Origin of the sequence: Pseudarthrobacter sulfonivorans (assembly GCF_031454915.1) — a bacterium.
In the GTDB taxonomy this organism is placed as follows: Bacteria; Actinomycetota; Actinomycetes; order Actinomycetales; family Micrococcaceae; genus Arthrobacter; species Arthrobacter sulfonivorans_C.
In genome coordinates this window covers 554,002-573,254 of record NZ_JAVDRS010000001.1, presented here as the reverse complement: position 1 = coordinate 573,254, position 19,253 = coordinate 554,002, and the positions used below count along the sequence as shown (strand labels likewise).

Below are 19,253 nucleotides of genomic sequence, written 5' to 3'. Positions count from 1 at the left end.
TATGTGGACAAACCGCTAGCCGGGGAACGAGGGATCGATGGGGCCCTTGAGCTGGGGCGACCAGCCATTGCCCAACCGCTGGAAAATTCCCTCCGCCGACTGGCCGTAAATTTCCTCGGCGCCGTTGCCTGCGCTCAGCCAGACCAGACCTGGCCAGGGTGCCAGCTGCTGCGGTTGGCCGGACGTGAGGGACAGCAGTTCCGGTGTGACGTTTGCAGCGGCCGATCCCTTCATCACGGCAACGGTAGTGTCGTTGACCCAGACCCCCTGGTCCGGGCTGCTGGCCGTCACCAGGGTAATCGGGACTGTCAGCTCCCTGGGCGTCCCGTCGGCATTGCGGATGATCCCCGCTACCTGGACCTTGGTCTGCCCGTTCTGTTCTGAAATAACCAAGGCACGGACGCCCTCGCGGGAAATCCTCAGGTCCTTGACGGTTCTGCCTGCGAGCCATGCAGGGGTCAGGGTAACAGCGGGAATTGTGGCGCCGTTGGCCACTCCGGCTGGCCGGTAGGCCACTACTTCCGTGCGGCCGTTGGCTCCAGGCCCTGCCGCCCATACCCAGTCGTGAAGGCTGAAGGATGGATGCGTCATGGTGCTGCGCGTCGTGAGGGCACGGGCTGACTGGCCCGGCACCATGCTGTAGAGCGTCGTCCGGCTTTCATTGAGGAACGCGACAGTCTGCGACACCGGGGACTCCGCCGGGTAGCGGGGCCGGAGCGAGGAAACCGGCTGCATGTCCGGGAGCGGAGACACTCTGTTGTTTTCGTAGCGCACCAGTTCGTTGCCGCTGACGGCGATCTCGCGCGAGGGCACATCCTTGTCCCTCACGGGGGGGAGCACCGAACCGTTGTCTTCGACGCGCACCAGGTCCTGGTTGGCACGCAGTTCAACATTGACCACGTCGGGCTGGCTGCGGAACGTCAGCGAAAGCTGAGTCTGCATCCGGAGCCGGTCCTCCGCAGACGCCTCGGTGAGTTCCTTGGCGGAGAGGTCCACCTGCGCGGCGCCGGACACCACCGGGACCGACTCGCGGGCCAGCTTGATGCCCGACGGGAAGGCGCTAACTACGGCACCACGAAGATACGGAGCCGGCCCAGCAAGCAGGGCACTGGTCATGGCCTTGACTGTTTTGTTCTTGATGAACCAGCGGACGTCAGGAACCGCATAGGTGAAGCTGGGATCGTAGAAGTAGATGGGGGAGGCGCCGTAGATGACTTTGAAGGTCTCCTCCGGGATCGCGGTCCCGTCCGGGATGGCTGAGATCCGCCATTGGCCGTCCACCTGGGTTACTGTGGCCGGTATGTTCTCGATGGTGCCTTCCGGAGACTGGGTGGCGATGCCGTCAACATCCACGGTGTATGCCACGTCCAGCTGGTAGTTGTAGACGTTTTCGACGCCGGTCTCCACCACTTTCGCGCTGCGGTACACCAGGGCGCGCTGGTCAGGTTTCCATGCCACGGATGCCGCCTGCGTCAGGAATTCTCGTGCGACCGCGTAGTCGTCCTCGTACCCACTCCCCGCCCGGTAGAAGTCCTCAATGATCGTCTCGGGGGCGGCCCCGTCCTGCGGTGCAGCCGGGAGGAACACTGGCGCACTAAGGTTGCCTGCGCTGCCCTCCTCGCTCTTTCCTACCGGACCGGAGGTGGGGATACGCGCGCAGGAAGCGAGCAGGAAAACAACCATCACCAGGACCACAGTTCCAAGCAGACCGCTCTTCCCTGGACCGGTCATGGCTGTCCCCCATTTCATGGCAGTTCCTTCGGTAGCGCCGGGCCGAGGACAACGATGTTTTTCTCGTCCTGTCCGCCCGGCAGGACGATGTCCCCCGGCTCGAGCTGGACCGGCGAGCGGTCGATCTCCGCGCCTTGGCGCAAGGGGATGGTCAGCCGGAAATTGGACCCGCTGCCCTTATTTCCCCACGCCTGCAGCCAGCCGTTGTGGAGTTTGGTGTCTTCCATGGCAATGGAGAGGCCCAGCCCGCTGCCTCCGGTGGTCCGGGCACGTGCAGGGTCTGCCCGCCAGAACCGGTCGAAGACCCTGGCCGCCTCGGCCGGCGTCATACCGATCCCCTGGTCGCGGACCGCGACTCCAACCGCGGACTGGTTGGCTGCGACAGTAACAGTCACTGGCCGGCCCTCGCCGTGCTCCACGGCATTCAGTATGAGGTTCCGCAGGATCCTGTCGATCCTCCGGGCATCCATCTCCGCCACAATCCCGCTGGCCGGTGCACGCAGGATGATTTCCGAGCCGTACTCAGCTGCTACCGGTGCCGCGCCTTCAATGACGTGGGCGATGACCTGCAGGATGTCTTCGGGCTCAGCGTCGAGCATGGCCACTCCGGCGTCGAACCGCGAGATCTCCAGGAGGTCGGCCAGCAGGGACTGGAACCGTTCCACTTGGTTGTAAAGGAGTTCCGCCGAACGCTTGTTGATGGGGTCGAAGTCGTGGCGGGCGTCGTAGAGCACTTCCGCCGCCATCCGTACGGTGGTTAGCGGTGTGCGCAGTTCGTGCGACACGTCGGAAACAAACCGCTGCTGCATCTGGGACAACGTGGCCAGCTGGGTGATCTGTTCCTGGAGGCTGGCAGCCATGTGGTTGAACGAGGCTCCAAGGCGGGCCACTTCATCCTCGCCCTTCACCACCATCCGCTCCTGCAACTGCCCTGCTGCGAGCTTCTCCGATACCAGGGCGGCGTGACTGACCGGGCTGACTACGTTGCGGGTCACGTACCAGGCAATGGCCCCGATCATCAGCACCAGCACCGCACCGCCGGCCAGGAGGACGCCCTGGATTTCGTCGAGGGTCTGCTGGGCAGTATTGAGGTCATAAATCAGGTACAGCTCGTAAACGGTGCCGTTAAAGGTCACCTTGTTGCCCACGGCGATGCCCGGGCGGTCTTCGGTTCCCACCGGGATCACGGTGGACGCCCAATACTGATCCTTGCCTGACTCCTGCACCGCTTTGCGCAGGTCAGGCGGAATGACGCTGACGGTCAGCTGGTCGGATGCCCTGGACTCCACCCAGCGGTTCCTGGGCTTGGTCTGCTCCGGCATGGCCTCAAAGACGTACCGGCGCTGGATCACCGAGCCGCGGCCCTCCACGGCGTTAAGGGTGTCGTACACCAGCGTAATGACGCTGGACTGATCGGTAACCTGGGCGCCGTCGAACGTCTCCTGCACCTGCTTGACGTTGTAACGGGTTTCGGATTCGGCCTGGGTCAGGCGCTCCTGGAACAGGTTGTTGGCGATCTGGTTTGAAAGGTAGGCACCCACGGCGCCGAAAGACGTCACAGCCAGCAGGAGCGTGGTGAGGACGGTCCGGAACTGCAGTGACCGGCGCCAGCGCCGCTGGAGGGAACGTCCCACATAGCGCAGGGCTGGGAGGAAACGCTGCAGTCCGAGCCGGACGAGGCGTGCCACGCGCAGGCCAACGATGATTCCGCGGCGCCGCCAGATCCGCGCGCGGAAAGGCAGCGCGGCCAGCGCATCCGTATGCTCGGGCCCCTTGGTCCCCGCTGGGTCCGGGGCATGGGCACCGTCTGGTCCGGAGGACTCAGGAACCTGCTTTGTAGCCGACACCACGAACCGTCAATACAACTTCCGGGGCTTCCGGGTCCCGTTCAATCTTGGACCGGAGCCGCTGTACGTGGACGTTGACCAGCCGGGTGTCCGCCGCGTGGCGGTAGCCCCAGACCTGCTCCAGCAGCAACTCGCGCGTGAACACCTGCCAAGGCTTCCGTGCCAGCGCCACGAGGAGGTCGAACTCCAGGGGCGTCAGCGAAATACGTTCGTCTGCGCGTTTCACCGTGTGGCCGGCGACGTCGATGGTGATGTCAGCAATCCGCAGCGTTTCGGGCGCCTTCTGGTCGCCCGGACGCAGGCGCGCCCGGACGCGGGCAACCAGCTCTGCGGGTTTGAAGGGTTTGGGCACGTAGTCGTCGGCCCCCGACTCGAGCCCGCGGACGACGTCGGACGTGTCGGATTTGGCGGTGAGCATCACGATGGGGACGTCCGACTCCGAACGGATCTGCCGGCAGACCTCGATGCCGTCCACGCCGGGAAGCATCAGGTCAAGCAGCACGAGGTCCGGCTTCGATGATCGGAAGACGTCAAGGGCCTGGCCGCCGTCTGCACAAAAGACGGGGTCAAAGCCGTCATTGCGCAGAACAATTCCAATCATTTCGGCCAGCGCTTCGTCATCATCAACTACCAGAATGCGTGCCTTCATAGTTATATGTTCCCCTATTGAACAGGGTTTGTCCTGTTCAACGCCGTTCCGGCATGGCGCAGCACCCAGACGTGCTCCCGGCGCCAGGCCCGGATGCGCGTCCCGGTAGATTGGGAATAGACCGCGGCGCAGCCGGCGGTACCGTCCAGGAGGTCACCGATGAACGTCCCGATCTACCAGCAGGCCCTGGGCGAAGATTTCACCCGCCTGCAACCCGAACTGCAGGAGTACTTCTCCTTGCTGCCCGGCTCCGGACACTATGGCGTCGGTGAAGGCGTTTTCGACGTCGCCGGGTGCCGGCAGGCGTGGCTGCGGCCATTGCTGAAGCTCACATCCGGGGAGGAGGCGTTCTTCCCGGAGTTTGGTGCGGGAATCCCGTTCCGGATCGAGAACCACGCGCATCTTGATCCATTCGGCCGCTCCAGCCTCACCGCCCGCCGGGAGATCCGCTTCCCCGGCCGCAGCAGGATATTCCAGGACACCACCAGCCTCGTGGAATCCGGCGGCAACCCGCGCCTGGTGGACTATCTGGGCCGGTTCCGGCGCATGGTCACTGACCTGAAACTCAGCGTGACAGAGGAGGGCAGGCTGCGCGGGGTCTCAGAGGATTCGCGGCTGTTCCTGGGCCACCTCCGCCTGCCGCTGCCCGCTGCAGTGGATGCCAAGGCGTACGCCGAGCAGTGGTGGGAGGACACCGCGGACGGACACGGACGGCACCGCATCCAGGTCAAGGTCATCCAGCCGCAGATCGGGGAAGTACTCGTCTATGCCGGGCACATGCAGTACCGGCTTCGGCCCTATGTCGGCGGCAGTTCGGCGCAGAGTCTCCTGCCCCGCTATGCACGGCCGGACCGCTGGGAAGACCGTACCTAGCCCACCGTACCTAGTCCTGGGCCAACGCGGGGTCATTCCCTGCCCAAGGATGAGGGATTATTGGGCAGGGAATGACCACGCGTTTGACTGCCTGTTAGCCGTGCGCCCGCTGGTTCAACCCGTCGGCCACCTGCGTCAGCCGGCCCAGCACCGCCGTGGCGGCGGACGGCGTGAGGCCCGCCAGTCCCCCGGCCGGCGTGACGCGTACGCTGCCCAGGGACGACGCCGGCAGGCCCATCTGGTGCCAGGGCCGCCAGACGGACTCGACGGCGTCGGCCACCTTCGGCAGGTTGCCGCCGCGGGGGTCCAGCGCACCGGCCCAGACCCGCTTGCCTGCCTCCACTGCAGCAGCCAACTGCTCCCACTGCCGTGACGTCAGGGCCTTCAGCGGAACGGCCACGCCGTCGGCGCCGGCCGACACGATCCGTTCGATCGGGGCCTCCACCTCGGGCACCGCAATGACCACCTCGACGGCGCCGGCCGCACGGAGCGCTTCAATGACCAACTGCCAGCACTCGGTGACCTCTTGGCCGCCCACCGCCCGCAACGTGCGGTAACCGCTCGACGTCGGAATGGTTCCCGCGAGGACGGCGGCAATGTCAGGTTCGTCAAGCTGGACCACCAACTGTGCGCCCGGCACGGCACTGGAGATCCGGGACAGGTAGGCGCCCATGCCGGCAGCCAGCGAGTCGGCGATATCCCGGCGGGCGCCGTAGTCGATCAGGGCACGCTCGCCGTTGTGGAGGTGCAGTCCGGCCGCCAGGCTGAGGGGACCCAGCAGCTGGACCTTGAGCTCGCCGGCCGGTGTGTCCTCCGCACCGGCAACGTCAGCCAGCACATTGATGTCCGTGGACAGTGCCGAGGCGGCCCGGCGGACGTCCTTGCCGGGCCGATCCACCAGCCGCCACCCATAGGGCTGGACATCCACGGCCAGCTCAACCAGGAGCGAGGCCGTGCGCCCGAGCGCGTCCGAGCCGACTCCGCGGTCCGGCAGCTCGGCCAGGAACGGCAAGTGCGGGCTGCCGAGCTCGCCACGGATAATCCGCGCGGCCTCCACGGGGTCCTCGCCTGGCCAGGGCCCCAGCGCGGTAGCTGTTACTTCCACTCTGCAGCGGCCTGGTGGTCCTCGGCGATGGCTTCGTGGTGGCGGATGACCTCGCCGATGATGAAATTCAGGAATTTCTCGGCGAAGGCGGGGTCCAGGTGGGCATCCTCAGCCAGCCGCCGCAGCCGGGCGATCTGGGCGCTTTCGCGGCCCGGATCCCCTGCCGGGAGCCGGTGTGCGGCCTTGAGGAAGCCCACCTTCTGCGTCGCTTTGAACCGTTCGGCCAGGAGGTAGACCAGGGTGGCATCGATGTTGTCGATGCTGGACCGGATGGACAGCAGTTCCGCCATCACCGAGTTGTCCACCTGGCCGGCCAGCGAACTGGCGGCGGCGTCGTAGGTTTCGGCGTCGGGAACATCATGGTTTTGCTGCGTCATGCTCCAAGTCTATGTGGCCAGCAACGCCCGGTGTGCCGCCCGTCGCCGCGCCTGCTCGTCCGGATCAGGCACGGGCAAGGAGGCGATCAGGCGCTTGGTGTAGTCGTGCTGCGGCGACCCCATCACCTGGCTGCCGATCCCCTGCTCCACCAGTTTGCCCTTGTACAGCACGCCCACCCACTGCGAGAGGATGTCCACCACCGCGAGGTCGTGGCTGATGAACAGTGCAGCAAACCCGAATTCGGCCTGGATCTCCTTGAACAGTTCCAGCACCTTGGCCTGTACCGAAACGTCGAGCGCCGAGGTCGGCTCGTCGGCGATCAGCAGCCTCGGGTTGAGGATGAGCGCCCGCGCCAGTGACGCCCGCTGGCGCTGGCCGCCGGAGAGTTCATGCGGGTACCGGTCAGCGTACGACGCCGGCAGGTGTACTGATTCGAACAGCTCACCGACACGTTGGCGCGCTTGCGCCGGGCTGGGGTTGGTGTGGATGATCAGGGGCTCGGCCACGCAGTCGCCGATGGTCAGCTGCGGGTTGAAGGACGCGGCCGGATCCTGGAAGACAAAGCCGATGTCCTTCCGGAGGGGCTTGAACGTCCGTTCCTTGAAGTTCAGCATTTCGTAGCCGAGCACCTTCAGGCTGCCGCCCGTGGTCCGGTTCAGGCCGGCAATGGCCCGGCCGATGGTGGTTTTTCCTGATCCGGATTCGCCCACCAGCCCAAAGACCTCCCCTTCAGAGATGGTGAAGCTGACGCCGTCCACGGCCTTGAAGGCCGGTGTGCCTAGCCGGCCTGGATACTCGATGGTCAGGTTGGAAGCTTCCACCAGCACCGGTGAATGCTGGTGGGCGCGTTCCTTGAGTCCTTCAGAGGCCGAGTTCCTGCCCAAGTGCGGCACGGCCGCCAGCAGCTTCCGGGTGTAGTCCTCTTTGGGTTCCGCGAACAGCACCCGTGCCGGCGCTTCCTCCACAACGTCACCCTGGTACATCACTACCACGCGGTCAGCAAGGTCAGCCACTACGCCCATGTTGTGCGTGATCAGCACGATCGACGTTCCGTATTTATCCCTCAGGTCCCGCAGCAGCTCCAGGATCTCCGCCTGGACTGTGACGTCCAGGGCGGTGGTGGGCTCATCCGCGACAATCAGTCCCGGGTTCAGGGCGAGGGCTGCAGCAATCACGACGCGCTGCTTCTGACCGCCCGAAAACTGGTGAGGATAAAAGTTCACGCGGTGCTCAGGATCCGGGATCCCCACTTTGCGCAGGGCCTCAATGGCACGGGCCTTGGCCTCCTTGGCCGTGGCCCGCTTGCCGCCGGGACCGCCGGAGTGGGCACGGATGCCCTCGGCGATCTGCCAGCCCACGGTGAACACCGGGTTCAGGGCGGTGGAGGGTTCCTGGAACACCATGGCCACATCCCGGCCGCGGATTTGCCTTAGCTTGGCGGCGCTGACGCTGATCACATTGTTCCCGTTGATGAGCACGGCGCCCCCACTGGTGGCGGTTTCCGGCAGCAGCCCCAGAATGGTTTTCGCTGTCACCGTCTTGCCGGAACCCGATTCGCCCACGATGGCCAGGACCTCTCCGTCCCGGACGTCGAGGCTGACGTCCTTGACCGCGTGGACGTCCCCTCCGTCAGTAGCGAACGTGACCTTGAGGTGGTCGATTTCAAGGACCTTCCCGGCGCCGTGCCCGGGGCTGGCTTCGATGATCCGCGGATCGCTCATGCGGCCACCTCTTTCTGGCTCGTCGTGTCTTTTGCCTTGATCTTGGCACCGGCCCGTTTGCGTCCGCGCAGGCGGGGATCGTTAAGGTCATTCATGCTCTCCCCCACCAGGGTCAGGCCCAGGACGGTGAGCACGATCGCCGTGCCCGGGAACACACCCGTCCACCAGATGCCGGAAGACGCATCGGACATGGCCTTATTCAGGTCAAAGCCCCATTCGGCCGCAGAGCTGGGTTCGATGCCGAAGCCGAGGAAGCCCAGGGCGGCCAGGGTGAGGATCGCCTCGGACGCGTTGAGGGTGAAGATCAGCGGCAGTGTGCGGGTCGCGTTGGCGAAGATGTGCCGGCCGATGATTCGTACGCTGGAGGCACCAACCACTTGGGCAGATTCCACAAACGGTTCGGCCTTGAGACGTATGGTCTCTGCCCGGATCACGCGGAAGTACTGCGGCACGAACACGGCCGTGATGGCGAACCCGCAGGCGAGGATGCCACCCCAGAAGCCGGACTGGCCCTTGTTGATGGCGATGGAGACCACAATGGCCAGGAGGAGCGTGGGAAAGGCATAGATGGCATCAGCGATGACTACCAGGATCCGGTCCAGCCAGCCACCGAAGTAGCCGCTGACCAGACCCAGGAATACTCCGAGGAAAATGGCCATGAAGACGGCAACCACGATCACCGTCACCGCAGTCTGCGATCCCCAAATGACCCTGGACAACACGTCGTAGCCGCCCACCGTGGTCCCCCACAGGTGCTTGCCACCCGGCTCGGCCTGCGCAGGGAACGTTCCGGCGTCGTCGGAGATTTGCGAAAAACCGTACGGCGCCAGTAACGGGGCAAAAAGGGCCGTCATCAGGAACACGGCGGACAGTACTACACCGATCAGCAGCATGGTGCGCTGCAGGCCAACGCTGCGCCGGATGTGGGACAGGACGGGCAGCCTGTCCCACAAGGACTTCTTCTTTGGCGTGAATGCTTCCGCGCCCATCAGTACCTCACTCGCGGATCAATCAGGGCCGCGGCAATATCCACGACGAAATTGGTGACGGCCACAATAACGGCCAGCAGCATGACGATGCCTTGGACAGCGACAAAGTCGCGCGCCGTGAGGTACTGCGCCAATTGGTAACCGAGGCCCTTCCACTCGAAAGTGGTCTCGGTAAGCACTGCACCACCAAGCAACAGTGCGATTTGGAGGCCCATGACCGTGATGATGGGGATCAGTGCAGGCTTGTAGGCATGCTTGGTCACCAGGCGGTATTCGCTGACGCCGCGGGACCGACCTGCCTCAACGTAGTCCTTGCCCAGGGTGCCGATCACATTGGTCCGGACCAGGCGGAGGAAGACGCCCGCGGTCAGCAGTCCCAGTGCAACGGCCGGGAGGACTGCGTGGTGGACGATGTCACCGAAGGCTGCCAGGTCGCTGCTCCGCAGTGCATCGAGCCAGTAGATGCCAGTGGGCGCCGACAGCCGGGCCATAGCCAGCTCAGTTGACGTGGACGCGCGGCCCGCCACCGGGAACCAGCCCAGGCCAACGGAAAAGGTGAGTTTCAGCAGCAGTCCGGCAAAGAAGACGGGGGTGGCGTAGCACAGGATCGCGAAGAAACGCAGCAAAGCGTCCGGCACTTTGTCGCGTTTGTGTGCCGCAAACATTCCCAAGGGAATTCCTATCAGCAGCGCCACAACGAGTGCGTTAATTGCCAGCTCCAGGGTGGCGGCGCCGAATTTGGTGAGCATTACAACCACCGGCCTGCCATCTGAGATGGTCCGGCCGAAGTTGCCAGTGGCGATCTGGCCAAGATACTCAAGGTACTGAATGAAGAGCGGCCTGTCATAGCCGGCCTGGTGGACCAATGCGTCAATTTGCTCTTGCGGGAGGCGTCCGCCCTGGGCCGCAGTAATGGGATCGCCCGTGATCCGCATGAGGAAGAAGACCAGGGTGACGAGAATAAAGATGGTGGGAAAGATCAGCAGGAAACGGACCAGGATGTACTTCCCGAGGCCACCTCCCGCGGATTTGGAGGTGGGGGCCGCGACCGTTGGCGGCGGCGCATCAATCAATGTGGCCATGCTGTCCCTGCTTGGTTTGCAACGAGGAAAATTTGGGAACACCTAGGAGGCGGGGCCGTCAGCCCCGCCTCCTAGGTGTGTGTCTGCGGAATTACTTGGAGACGGTGCCGAGGCGGAACTTGAACGATGCGTCCAAAGTGGACTCCACGCCCTTCACGTCTTTTCCGGAAACAGCTACCTGGGCACCCTGCAGCAACGGCAGCGTGGAGATGTCCTTGGCCAGCTGATTCTGGACTTCCTGGATGGTCTTTTCGCGCTCCGACTTATCCGACGTGACCAACTGCTTGGCAATCAGCGTTTCGACGTCCGTGTTGGAGTAGTGGTTATTGATGTAACCGCCCTTGGGGAAGAAGGGTGACAGGTAGTTGTCCGGGTCGCTGAAGTCGGGGAACCAGCCCAACTGGTAGACCGGGTAGCTGTCCTTCTTCGAGGCCGCGTTGTAGGTGACCCACTCGGTGGACTGCAGATCCACCTTGAACAGCCCGCTCTTCTCCAACTGGTCCTTGACCATGGCGTATTCGTCGCCGGAGGACTTGCCGTAGTGGTCAGGGTTGTACTGGAGCTTAATGGTTACCGGGCCGGTGACGCCGGCATCGGACATGACCTTCTTGGCCTTGTCGAGGCTGGGCTTGCCGGAACCGTCTCCATATTCCTGTTTGAAGGATTCATTGGCGCCGAGGAAACCTGAGGGCACGTTGGACCACATCGGCAGGTAGGTGCCCTTATATACCTGGTCCGAAATAGCCTGGCGGTCTACGATGTTGGCCACCGCCTGGCGGACTGCCAAAGCCTTCTTCGGATCCGCCTCCGGGGTCTTCGCACCAAAGGGCATCGTGTTGAAGTTGAAAACGATGTACCGCATCTCGCCGCCGGGACCGACGTGGACCGCGACGTTGGAGTCCTTCTTGAGGTCGTCGATGTCAGTGGCGCTCAGGCTGCGGTTGGCAACGTCAATCTGGCCGCCCTTGAGCTCCAGCTTCATGTTGGTCTGGTCGGTGTAGTACTTGATGGTGGCGCCGGCGTTGGCAGGCTTGCCCAGAACGCCCTTGTACTCCGGCCACGCCTTAAGACTGACCAGCGTGTTCTTGCTATAGGAGTCGATCACGTACTGGCCATAAAAGGCGTTGGCCTTCACAATCTCCTCGTCGCTGAGAAGCTTGTCTGCCGGGAAAACCTCATCATCAACGATCGGGGCGGCCGGACTTTGGAGGATCTGCGCAAACGTCTGGTCGTTGGCCTGCTTGAGCGTGAAGACCACCGTGGTGGCATCCGGGGTGGCGATGGACTCGATGTTGGTCAACAAGGCTGCCGGACCGTTGGGATCGTTGATCTTGAGCTGGCGGTCGAACGAGAACTTGACATCCTTGGAATCCAGGACGTGCCCGTTGGCCCATTTGAGGTCACTCTTGAGTTTGACGGTGAATTCCGTGGGCTTGGTGAACGTGGACGATTCCGCGAGGTCAGGGACGGGATCCGCTCCGCCGGGCTTCGAATTCAACAGGAACGAGTAAATCTGATTCATCACCATGAACGAACCGTTGTCGTACGAGCCTGCCGGGTCCAGGGCGGTGACCTTGTCGGTGGTGCCGTAAGTGATGGTGCTGCCCGCGGTGTCCCCTGGTGTGGTGCTGCTTCCGCCGCCGCCGGAGGGGCCCGTGCAGGCAGTCAAGGCGAGGGCGGAAACGCCTGCGAGCGCGAGTGCGCTCCGCAAGGCTTTGGTGCTCTTGGTCATCTGTGAACTTTCTGTTCGATGAGTACGCGTTTGCCGCCCGCTTAGGGGTGTTTATTCGAGCGGGCAGCGCGCTGTCCTGATGCCTAGATTCAATCAGACGCCGGGCTCATCAACCGGCATTTTTGTGAGTTGAGACACAAAATTTACCTGAGCAGGGCCAAACATTCTGCTCAGGCTCCTGGGAGCAGCCTAAAGTTCGGCGCGCTGCAGCGACCGGGCTGCGTCGATGGTTGCCTGGCCCAGCACACGGCTGCCCTGGTAAAGGACCACCGTCTGGCCGGGGGCCACTCCCCGCAGCGCCTCGGTCAGGGTGACGAGCAACTGCGGGGCGCCCTCGCCGGGCACCATGCGGGCTGTTGCCGGAACGGGGTCGCCATGTGCGCGGACCTGGGCATGGCACTCAAATTCGGCCCCCGTTGCGATTTCCGCAATGGGCAGGCCGGCCCAGGACACCTTGATGCCGCGGATTTCGTCGATGGCCAGCAGCGCCTGGGGCCCCACGACCACCTTGTTTTCCTTGGGCCGGATCTCCAGCACGAACCGGGGCTTGCCATCCGCTGCAGGCGTGCCCAGCTTCAGGCCCCGGCGCTGGCCCACGGTGAAAGCATTGGCGCCCGGATGTTCGCCCACCTTGGTGCCGGTTTCGTCCACGATGTCGCCGGTGGTCATGTCGATCTTCTCGGCGAGCCAGCCGGCGGTGTCGCCGTCGGGAATGAAGCAGATGTCGTGGCTGTCCGGCTTGTTCGCCACGGACAGCCCGCGGCGCTCGGCCTCGGCCCGCACCTCAGCCTTGGAGGGCGTCTCCGCCAAAGGGAACATCGAGTGCTTGAGCTGTTCGTGGGTCAGGACACCGAGGACGTAGCTCTGGTCCTTGGCCCAGTCGGCGGCCCGGTGGAGTTCGGGGTTGCCTTCGGCGTCGGTGATCACCTTGGCGTAGTGCCCCGTGCAGACGGCGTCGAAGCCCAGGGCAATGGCCTTCTCCAGCAGAGCGGCAAACTTGATCCGCTCGTTGCAGCGCATGCAGGGGTTAGGGGTCCGGCCCGCAGCGTATTCGTCGATGAAGTCCTGGACCACGTCTTCCTTGAAGCGCTCCGAGAAGTCCCAGACGTAGTAAGGGATACCCAGGACATCGCAGGCGCGCCAGGCATCGCGCGAGTCTTCAATGGTGCAGCAGCCGCGGCTGCCTGTCCGCAGGGTGCCGGGCATCCGGGACAGCGCAAGGTGAACGCCAACGACGTCGTGTCCGGCTTCGACGGCACGTGCTGCGGCTACGGCGGAGTCGACTCCGCCGCTCATGGCTGCTAAGACTCGCATGCTGGCTTTCTTTTGGGTTCGGGGGGCTGCCGGCACCAAGTGGCGCACTGCCATTCAGGTAGCGGACGCACAGATAACACAATGCCTGCCGCCCTATTCTATCGGCACGCCGAACCCTCCCCAAAAGACCTTGACTGCGCCGAGCGTTACTTCTAAAGTCAGGATTAACGGTTTTAGAATTGGAGCGCAGCAGCGGGAAGCGGGCGGACATGGCTGTTCAAAACATCGTCATCGTGGGCGGAGGCCTGGCCGGCGCCACTGCCGCCAAGACCCTGCGGGCAGAAGGCTTCACCGGGCAGGTAACCGTTGTCGGCGCCGAAAGCCACGACCCGTATCTGCGCCCGCCGCTGTCCAAGGAGTATCTGCTTGGCAAGGCCGCGGAGGACTCCATCCCGGTGGTGCCGGCAGGCTGGTACGCGGAGAACGACGTCGACCTCCGTCTGGGCATGCGGGTCACCGGCATCCGGCCGCCCACACGGGCTGTGCAGCTCAACGACGGAACGTCCCTGACCTACGGCTCCCTGCTGCTGGCAACCGGGGCATCGCCCCGGAGGCTGCGCCTGCCCGGCAGCGACCTGGCCGGTGTTTCGACGTTCCGCACGTTGGATGACAGCAGGCGGCTCCGCGGCAATCTGGCAGCGGGCGGGAAGAACGTGGTGATGATCGGTTCGGGCTGGATCGGCATGGAACTGGCGGCCGCTGCGGCAGCGTATGGCAACAACGTCACGCTGCTGGGCCTGGAGGACATTCCCCTGGCGGGCGCCATCGGCCCGGAGCTGGGACGGTTCTTCCGGGGACTGCACGAGACCAACGGCGTAGGTTTCCGGCTTCCCGCCTCAGCACGGGAGCTCACGGGGACGGACGGCGCCGTTACCGGAGTTATCACCGACTCCGGCGAATTGCTCCCGGCGGACATCGTGATCGTTGCCGTGGGTGTGGCTCCCGAGACCGGACTTGCCGAGGCGGCCGGCCTGGCACTGGACAACGGCATCCTTACTGACGCGTCGCTGCAAACCAGCGAACCCGGCATCTTTGCCGCCGGTGATGTCGCCAACGCCTTGCACCCCTTCACCGGCCAACACCACCGCAGCGAACACTGGTCCAATGCCCTGAACGGCGGCAAGGTGGCGGCCAGGGCGATGCTCGGCCAGGACGCCACACTCAGCACCATTCCCTACTTCTATACAGACCAGTTCGACGTCAGCATGGAGTACTCCGGCTTCCCGACGCTGGCCGCCGGTGCCGAACCGGTGATCCGGGGTTCGCTGGAGGACAAGGAGTTCATCGCCTTCTGGCAGCAGGATTCCCGGGTAGTGGCCGGGATGAGCGTCAACTGGCCGCGGAAGGTCCAGCCCGGCGCGCAGAAGACCATCAAGGCCCTCATCTCGGCGCGCACGCCGGTCACGGCCGATCGCCTGGCCGACGCTTCCGCCGGACTCGATCAGCTCCTGCCCACACCGGCCTGACGCGCCACCGTGCCGGCAGTCTGGATAGAAGATTCGTGACCGGCCATCCCTGCGTGGCGGGCGCGCTGGTACGCGCCGGGCAGGGCTGCCAGCAAGGCGTCCACATCCTGCTCCGTGGAGGAATGTCCCAGGGTAAAGCGTTGGGCGCCGCGGGCCGTTTCCTCATCCAGGCCCATGGCCAGCAGCACATGGGACGGACGCGGCACGCCGGCGGTGCAGGCAGAACCGGTGGAGGATTCCACGCCCGCAAGGTCCAGCAGGAACAGCAGCGAATCCCCTTCGCACCCTGGGAAGGTGAAATGCGCATTGCCCGGCAGGCGGCCCTCCCCCGCCGGCCCGCGCAGCACAGCCTCCGGCACCCGCTCGAGCACGCCGCCGATCAGCCGGTCGCGGAGTGCCGCGATGCGGGATGTCTCAGCACCGAGCCTTGCACGGGCAGCTTCGGCCGCCGCAGCGAACGCGGCAATGGAGGCGGTGTCCAGTGTCCCGGAGCGGACGTCACGCTCCTGGCCGCCGCCGTGCTGCACCGGAGTCAGCTCGACGGCCCGCCCCAGCAGCAGGGCGCCCACGCCCACCGGTCCGCCAATCTTGTGGCCGGACACCGACATCGCATCCAGGCCGGATGCCTTGAAGTCCACGGGCAGTGAACCGAAGGCCTGCACGGCATCCGAGTGGACGGGGACGCCCGCGGCATGCGCCAGCTCCACTATCCGATGCACGGGCTGGATGGTGCCCACCTCGTTGTTCGCCCACATCACCGTCACCAGGGCGATGGATCCGGGGTCGCGCGCCAGCTCTGCGGCGAGGGCATCCAGGTCCACCACACCGTCACCATCCACGGGCAGCCAGGTGACCTGGGCGCCTTCGTGCCGCTCCAGCCATTCCACCGTGTCCAGCACGGCATGGTGCTCGACGGCGGAGCAGAGGATGCGCCGCCGGGCCGGGTCTTCGCCAGAGCGGGACCAGTACAGCCCCTTGACAGCCAGGTTGTCCGACTCGGTGCCGCCGGACGTAAAGATGACCTCAGAGGGATGGGCGCCGGCCGCCGTCGCGATCGCTTCGCGTGCATCCTCCACGGAGCGGCGGGCACGGCGGCCCGAGCCGTGCAGGGATGACGGGTTGCCGGTGCGGGACAGTTCCCGCGTCAGGGCGGACAGCGCCTCGGCAGAAAGTGGCGTGGTGGCTGCATGATCGAGGTAGACGGGCACGCATCAATTCTAGCCGCGCCGGCAGTCACGGACTCAGGGCGGCGTGATCCTGGCACAGCACTGGCCAGGGACACTGTTGGGTGCAATGCGCCCTTCCGGTTCCCCACAGGCCGCGGCCGCGCCCTGCAGGAAGGAACCGTTCATGGCGCAGACCACGTCCGGGTGCCCGTCCGCGAGCCGATGGAACGGGCAGTTGGCCAGCACCAGGCCGCCGTCGCCGTCGGGCATGGGCTCGTAGCCTTCCCCTGCCATGAACTCCACCAGGTTCTGGGCTCCTGCTGCCAGCTCCCGGCCTTTGCGGTAGGACGTGGTTCGCAGCGAATCACCCACTGCGTCGCCGGTTGCCGTGGAGTGCTCGACGGCTGCGGCGAGCAGTTCCCCGGCCAGATCGTAATTCCGGTCAGGCACCGATGCGCCCACTTCGCTCGCTGCGGGCCGATACATCTTCGCAGGCCGCCCGGAACCGGGACCGGCTTTGCCGGCCGCCTTGTGGAATTCCACTGCCAGCAGGCCGTCCTGGACCAGCCGGTCGAGATGAAACGACGCCGTACTTCGCGGCAGCCCGAGGGCCAACGCGGCGTCGTCCCGTCCGACGGCACCGTTAGAGGCGGCTATCAGCTCAAAGAGCTGCCGGCGTTTGTCGTCGCCGAGCGAGGCAACGGCCGCCATGCGGCGTCCCCACGGAAGTCTGCGCACGCTTAGCCCACCCTTCTAAAAACAACATCCATTGATTAATCCGTCGGATTTTTCTAAAATTATGATACCTACTTTTAGAAGGAGACCACCATGAAAACCACCGAAAACATGTCGGCAGGCCGCCTGCAGACGATGGCGCCGGACCGGCAGGCGTTCTTCCTGCTCCGGACGGTGTTCACGGTCGCGCCGATCCTCTTCGGGCTGGATAAGTTCACCAACATCCTCACCGACTGGACCATTTACCTTGCCCCGGTTGCCACCGCCGTAGTGCCGGTCACGGCGCAGACTTTTATGTACATCGTCGGCGCCGTGGAGATCATCGCCGGCATCCTGGTGGCCGTCCGTCCCCGGTTCGGTTCACTCCTGGTGGCCGTCTGGCTGCTGGGAATCATCATCAATCTGCTGGTGCTGGGCAACTTCTACGATGTGGCCCTGAGGGACTTTGGCCTGCTGGTCGGCGCACTTGCCCTCAACCGGCTTTCGCCCGCCGGGTCCTGGCGCCGCCAGGGCTAGCTCGACGGCGGGACCACCACGAGACGCTCTGCTACCTCGGCCCGGGCCGCCGCCAGGGTGGCGGCATCGGGGCAGGAAATCGAGACATACACCGACGATGCTGCGGTGCCGAAGACCCGGGCCAGGACGGCCGTTGATTTGGCACCGGGCAGACCGGGCTTCTCCAGCACCAGCACTTCAACGCTTGGCCCTCGCTTGTCAGGCTCGCCGCCCCACCGCAGCGTTGCCGTCTTCAGGTAGGCGGGGAGGATTGTGGGGTCCAGGTAAGTAAACAGGCCGATCGTTGATTCCCTGTCGTCCGGCTGTACCAGGGGCGACTGGTTGGTGCGGACCTTGGCTGCCACCAGGCAGCCGTCGGCTTTCAGGTATTGGCTTTCGCCGGCCACGTTCTCCTTGACCGGCGTCCAGCCGGGCGCACTCTTGAGTCCGCCCGAGATCCCCACCGGGACCCCTTCGGCCAACGTGGCACCGGCAGAGAAGGGCATGTCCTTGGCAGCCACTGCCGCGGCGTCATGGCCTGGCGTGATGGTGGGGGTGGCAAGGGCCGTGGCGGTCTGCTCCACTTTCGGGGCGGCCGGGTCCGGGACGCCAACACTGCATCCTGCCAGTGCGCTCACACCCAGCAGGGCCCCCGCCACGAGTACAGCTGCAGCCTGTGCCTTCATGTCCACCCCAATATGCTTGCCGAACGGCCAACCTGCCGTTCATCATCCAAGAGTCTAGACGGCAGGCCGTCGCGGGCGGCCACGACAGCCCGGCCCAGCGCCGCGGCAGTGTCATGGCCCGTTCCGCTGGGTGCGGTTCCGAACCGGCACGTTTGTTGCCGTATGCCAGCGGCGGGAACCACTTCCATCTGCGCAGACGTTGTGTGGACAGGCCGCTAAACTGGGCCAACCGGGCTGCCTGCCGTGGACTGGCCAGACGAACAGAAGGATGAGTGCTTGACCGAGAGCCGCAGCTCCTATTACGAGGTGCTCCGCGTTGCCGTGACAGCCACCGACAAAGAGATCAAGGTGGCCTATCGCCGGGCTGCGAGGACGGCGCATCCGGACCACGGCGGGGACGCCGCCGCGTTCCGCCAGGTGACAGCTGCCTACGAAACCCTGATCGACCCCACGCGCCGTAAAGCCTATGACCGCTCGTACGCCGCCGGAACCGCTGGCAGGACGGCCGGCGCGGGTGACTCGGAAGCGCACTTCGATGCGCCGGCCGCGGGCAGCCATGCCTCGGCCACCGTGCACAGGCCCAGCACGCCACGCAACACCGCCGGCGACCCCGCACTCTACCTCCCGCCCTACGACTCCGCTGCTTTCGAAGCGGCGGGGACAGTCCCGCTCATCCCCTTCAGCCAAGCAAGCCAGCAGGTCCACGGAATGCCACGCAAACGCGGAATTTTCGGTGCCGAGGCCCGGATCCAGCGTGAAATGCGGACCGTCCAGCTCATCACCCGGCAGGTGCTGCCGGCGATTCCGGCAGCCCGGCTGGTCAATGGGCTGCAATCCCCCGCCGACAACAGCCACATCGACCATGCGCTCATGTCCGGCTACCGGCTGGCCCTCATCGGTTCCATGCTCCTGCCCAAGGGTGCTTACGCCTGGGACGGTCAGACCCTCAACCACGGTGGACGCTCCATCGCCCCGCCGCAACTGGCCCACGTGGTGCGGGCCATGCAGGACATCTTCCCCGAACTTAACGTCACCGGCTGGACAGTCATCCACAGCCCCGACGGCAACCTCCACGAGCCCGTCATCGACCGCCACCGGCGCACGTCCGGAGCCGGCGAAACCGTCCAGGTGGTCAATGCCGCAGGCCTGGTCCGCGGCCTCAAACACTTCCTGTCCTCGGGCCCGACGCCCAATACCGTCAACGTGCCCATCCTCGCCCGGCTGCTGCGCGGCATGCACTGAACCGGTGAACTGAACAGCGACCAGGCATGGACTGGCTAGGAT

Annotated in this window: 17 protein-coding genes; 4 read left to right on the top strand and 13 right to left on the bottom strand. The window is 65.0% G+C overall.

Annotated features, from left to right (window positions below; genetic code table 11):
* Positions 1-15 precede the first annotated feature (15 nt).
* Genes J2808_RS02595 through mtrA form a run of 3 tightly spaced genes read right to left on the bottom strand, consistent with a single transcriptional unit; the run spans position 16 to position 4,227 of the window.
* Positions 16-1,731 (bottom strand): LpqB family beta-propeller domain-containing protein, encoded by a 1,716-nt coding sequence (locus J2808_RS02595; protein ID WP_309811836.1) that lies wholly within the window; start codon positions 1,729-1,731, stop codon positions 16-18.
* Between the two features lie 14 nt (positions 1,732-1,745).
* Positions 1,746-3,581: an MtrAB system histidine kinase MtrB gene (mtrB, locus tag J2808_RS02590; RefSeq protein ID WP_397427966.1), complete on the bottom strand. Its 1,836-nt coding sequence runs from the start codon at positions 3,579-3,581 to the stop codon at positions 1,746-1,748.
* On the bottom strand, positions 3,553-4,227 hold the full coding sequence (gene mtrA, locus J2808_RS02585) for an MtrAB system response regulator MtrA (protein WP_190989387.1): 675 nt from the start codon (positions 4,225-4,227) through the stop codon (positions 3,553-3,555). Before mtrA ends, mtrB begins: the two co-directional genes overlap by 29 nt.
* Before the next feature lie 159 nt (positions 4,228-4,386).
* Here mtrA and J2808_RS02580 point away from each other — a divergent pair, with 159 nt between their 5' ends.
* Positions 4,387-5,100 (top strand): DUF4166 domain-containing protein, encoded by a 714-nt coding sequence (locus J2808_RS02580; RefSeq protein WP_309811148.1) that lies wholly within the window; start codon positions 4,387-4,389, stop codon positions 5,098-5,100.
* A 94-nt stretch (positions 5,101-5,194) separates the two neighbouring features.
* Here the strand turns inward: J2808_RS02580 and J2808_RS02575 are convergent, their stop codons facing one another.
* The 7 genes from J2808_RS02575 to mnmA form a co-directional block, all read right to left on the bottom strand.
* Positions 5,195-6,205 (bottom strand): uroporphyrinogen decarboxylase/cobalamine-independent methonine synthase family protein, encoded by a 1,011-nt coding sequence (locus J2808_RS02575; RefSeq protein WP_309811146.1) that lies wholly within the window; start codon positions 6,203-6,205, stop codon positions 5,195-5,197.
* Complete coding sequence (locus J2808_RS02570; RefSeq protein WP_309811144.1) at positions 6,196-6,582, bottom strand: chorismate mutase; 387 nt, start codon at positions 6,580-6,582, stop codon at positions 6,196-6,198. The genes J2808_RS02575 and J2808_RS02570 overlap by 10 nt, the downstream gene beginning before the upstream one ends.
* Before the next feature lie 9 nt (positions 6,583-6,591).
* Positions 6,592-8,304, bottom strand: coding sequence for an ABC transporter ATP-binding protein (locus tag J2808_RS02565; RefSeq protein WP_309811141.1), 1,713 nt, complete (start codon positions 8,302-8,304; stop codon positions 6,592-6,594).
* Complete coding sequence (locus J2808_RS02560) at positions 8,301-9,293, bottom strand: ABC transporter permease (RefSeq protein ID WP_309811139.1); 993 nt, start codon at positions 9,291-9,293, stop codon at positions 8,301-8,303. The genes J2808_RS02565 and J2808_RS02560 overlap by 4 nt, the downstream gene beginning before the upstream one ends.
* Positions 9,293-10,375: an ABC transporter permease gene (locus J2808_RS02555; protein ID WP_309811136.1), complete on the bottom strand. Its 1,083-nt coding sequence runs from the start codon at positions 10,373-10,375 to the stop codon at positions 9,293-9,295. Before J2808_RS02555 ends, J2808_RS02560 begins: the two co-directional genes overlap by 1 nt.
* A gap of 91 nt (positions 10,376-10,466) precedes the next feature.
* Positions 10,467-12,107, bottom strand: a complete 1,641-nt coding sequence (locus J2808_RS02550; protein ID WP_309811132.1) for an ABC transporter substrate-binding protein — start codon at positions 12,105-12,107, stop codon at positions 10,467-10,469.
* A 189-nt stretch (positions 12,108-12,296) separates the two neighbouring features.
* A complete protein-coding gene (gene mnmA, locus J2808_RS02545; protein WP_309811130.1) occupies positions 12,297-13,421 on the bottom strand; it encodes a tRNA 2-thiouridine(34) synthase MnmA in 1,125 nt (374 codons plus the stop codon).
* Positions 13,422-13,630: 209 nt separating this feature from the next.
* Here mnmA and J2808_RS02540 point away from each other — a divergent pair, with 209 nt between their 5' ends.
* Positions 13,631-14,887 carry an NAD(P)/FAD-dependent oxidoreductase gene (locus J2808_RS02540; protein ID WP_309811127.1) on the top strand — a complete coding sequence of 419 codons (1,257 nt, stop codon included), beginning with the start codon at positions 13,631-13,633 and terminating at the stop codon, positions 14,885-14,887.
* Here J2808_RS02540 and J2808_RS02535 read toward each other — a convergent pair.
* Positions 14,863-16,095, bottom strand: coding sequence for a cysteine desulfurase family protein (locus tag J2808_RS02535; RefSeq protein ID WP_309811124.1), 1,233 nt, complete (start codon positions 16,093-16,095; stop codon positions 14,863-14,865). The two genes, J2808_RS02540 and J2808_RS02535, sit on opposite strands and share 25 nt — an antisense overlap.
* 33 nt (positions 16,096-16,128) lie before the next feature.
* On the bottom strand, positions 16,129-16,764 hold the full coding sequence (locus tag J2808_RS02530) for a helix-turn-helix transcriptional regulator (RefSeq protein ID WP_309811121.1): 636 nt from the start codon (positions 16,762-16,764) through the stop codon (positions 16,129-16,131).
* Between the two features lie 117 nt (positions 16,765-16,881).
* Between J2808_RS02530 and J2808_RS02525 the strand changes: the two genes are divergently transcribed.
* Entirely contained in the window at positions 16,882-17,304 is a 423-nt protein-coding gene (locus J2808_RS02525; RefSeq protein ID WP_309811118.1) for a hypothetical protein, read from the top strand.
* Here the strand turns inward: J2808_RS02525 and J2808_RS02520 are convergent.
* The gene (locus tag J2808_RS02520; protein WP_309811832.1) at positions 17,301-17,969 is read right to left on the bottom strand and encodes a hypothetical protein; all 669 of its coding nucleotides are present in this window, start codon (positions 17,967-17,969) and stop codon (positions 17,301-17,303) included. The two genes, J2808_RS02525 and J2808_RS02520, sit on opposite strands and share 4 nt — an antisense overlap.
* A 276-nt stretch (positions 17,970-18,245) precedes the next feature.
* On the opposite strand from J2808_RS02520, the gene J2808_RS02515 reads away from it, so the two are divergent.
* Positions 18,246-19,211, top strand: coding sequence for a J domain-containing protein (locus J2808_RS02515; protein ID WP_309811115.1), 966 nt, complete (start codon positions 18,246-18,248; stop codon positions 19,209-19,211).
* Positions 19,212-19,253: the final 42 nt, after the last annotated feature.

Excerpts from the sequence above, each read along its gene's own strand:
- J2808_RS02565 (WP_309811141.1), bottom strand. The coding sequence starts at position 8,304 with ATGAGCGATCCGCGGATCATCGAAGCCAGCCCCGGGCACGGCGCCGGG.
- J2808_RS02530 (WP_309811121.1), bottom strand. The coding sequence starts at position 16,764 with ATGGCGGCCGTTGCCTCGCTCGGCGACGACAAACGCCGGCAGCTCTTT.
- J2808_RS02555 (WP_309811136.1), bottom strand. The coding sequence starts at position 10,375 with ATGGCCACATTGATTGATGCGCCGCCGCCAACGGTCGCGGCCCCCACC.
- mtrA (WP_190989387.1), bottom strand. The coding sequence starts at position 4,227 with ATGAAGGCACGCATTCTGGTAGTTGATGATGACGAAGCGCTGGCCGAA.
- J2808_RS02525 (WP_309811118.1), top strand. The coding sequence starts at position 16,882 with ATGAAAACCACCGAAAACATGTCGGCAGGCCGCCTGCAGACGATGGCG.
- J2808_RS02595 (WP_309811836.1), bottom strand. The coding sequence starts at position 1,731 with ATGACCGGTCCAGGGAAGAGCGGTCTGCTTGGAACTGTGGTCCTGGTG.
- J2808_RS02550 (WP_309811132.1), bottom strand. The coding sequence starts at position 12,107 with ATGACCAAGAGCACCAAAGCCTTGCGGAGCGCACTCGCGCTCGCAGGC.
- J2808_RS02570 (WP_309811144.1), bottom strand. The coding sequence starts at position 6,582 with ATGACGCAGCAAAACCATGATGTTCCCGACGCCGAAACCTACGACGCC.
- J2808_RS02580 (WP_309811148.1), top strand. The coding sequence starts at position 4,387 with ATGAACGTCCCGATCTACCAGCAGGCCCTGGGCGAAGATTTCACCCGC.
- J2808_RS02560 (WP_309811139.1), bottom strand. The coding sequence starts at position 9,293 with ATGGGCGCGGAAGCATTCACGCCAAAGAAGAAGTCCTTGTGGGACAGG.
- J2808_RS02540 (WP_309811127.1), top strand. The coding sequence starts at position 13,631 with ATGGCTGTTCAAAACATCGTCATCGTGGGCGGAGGCCTGGCCGGCGCC.
- mnmA (WP_309811130.1), bottom strand. The coding sequence starts at position 13,421 with ATGCGAGTCTTAGCAGCCATGAGCGGCGGAGTCGACTCCGCCGTAGCC.
- J2808_RS02520 (WP_309811832.1), bottom strand. The coding sequence starts at position 17,969 with ATGAAGGCACAGGCTGCAGCTGTACTCGTGGCGGGGGCCCTGCTGGGT.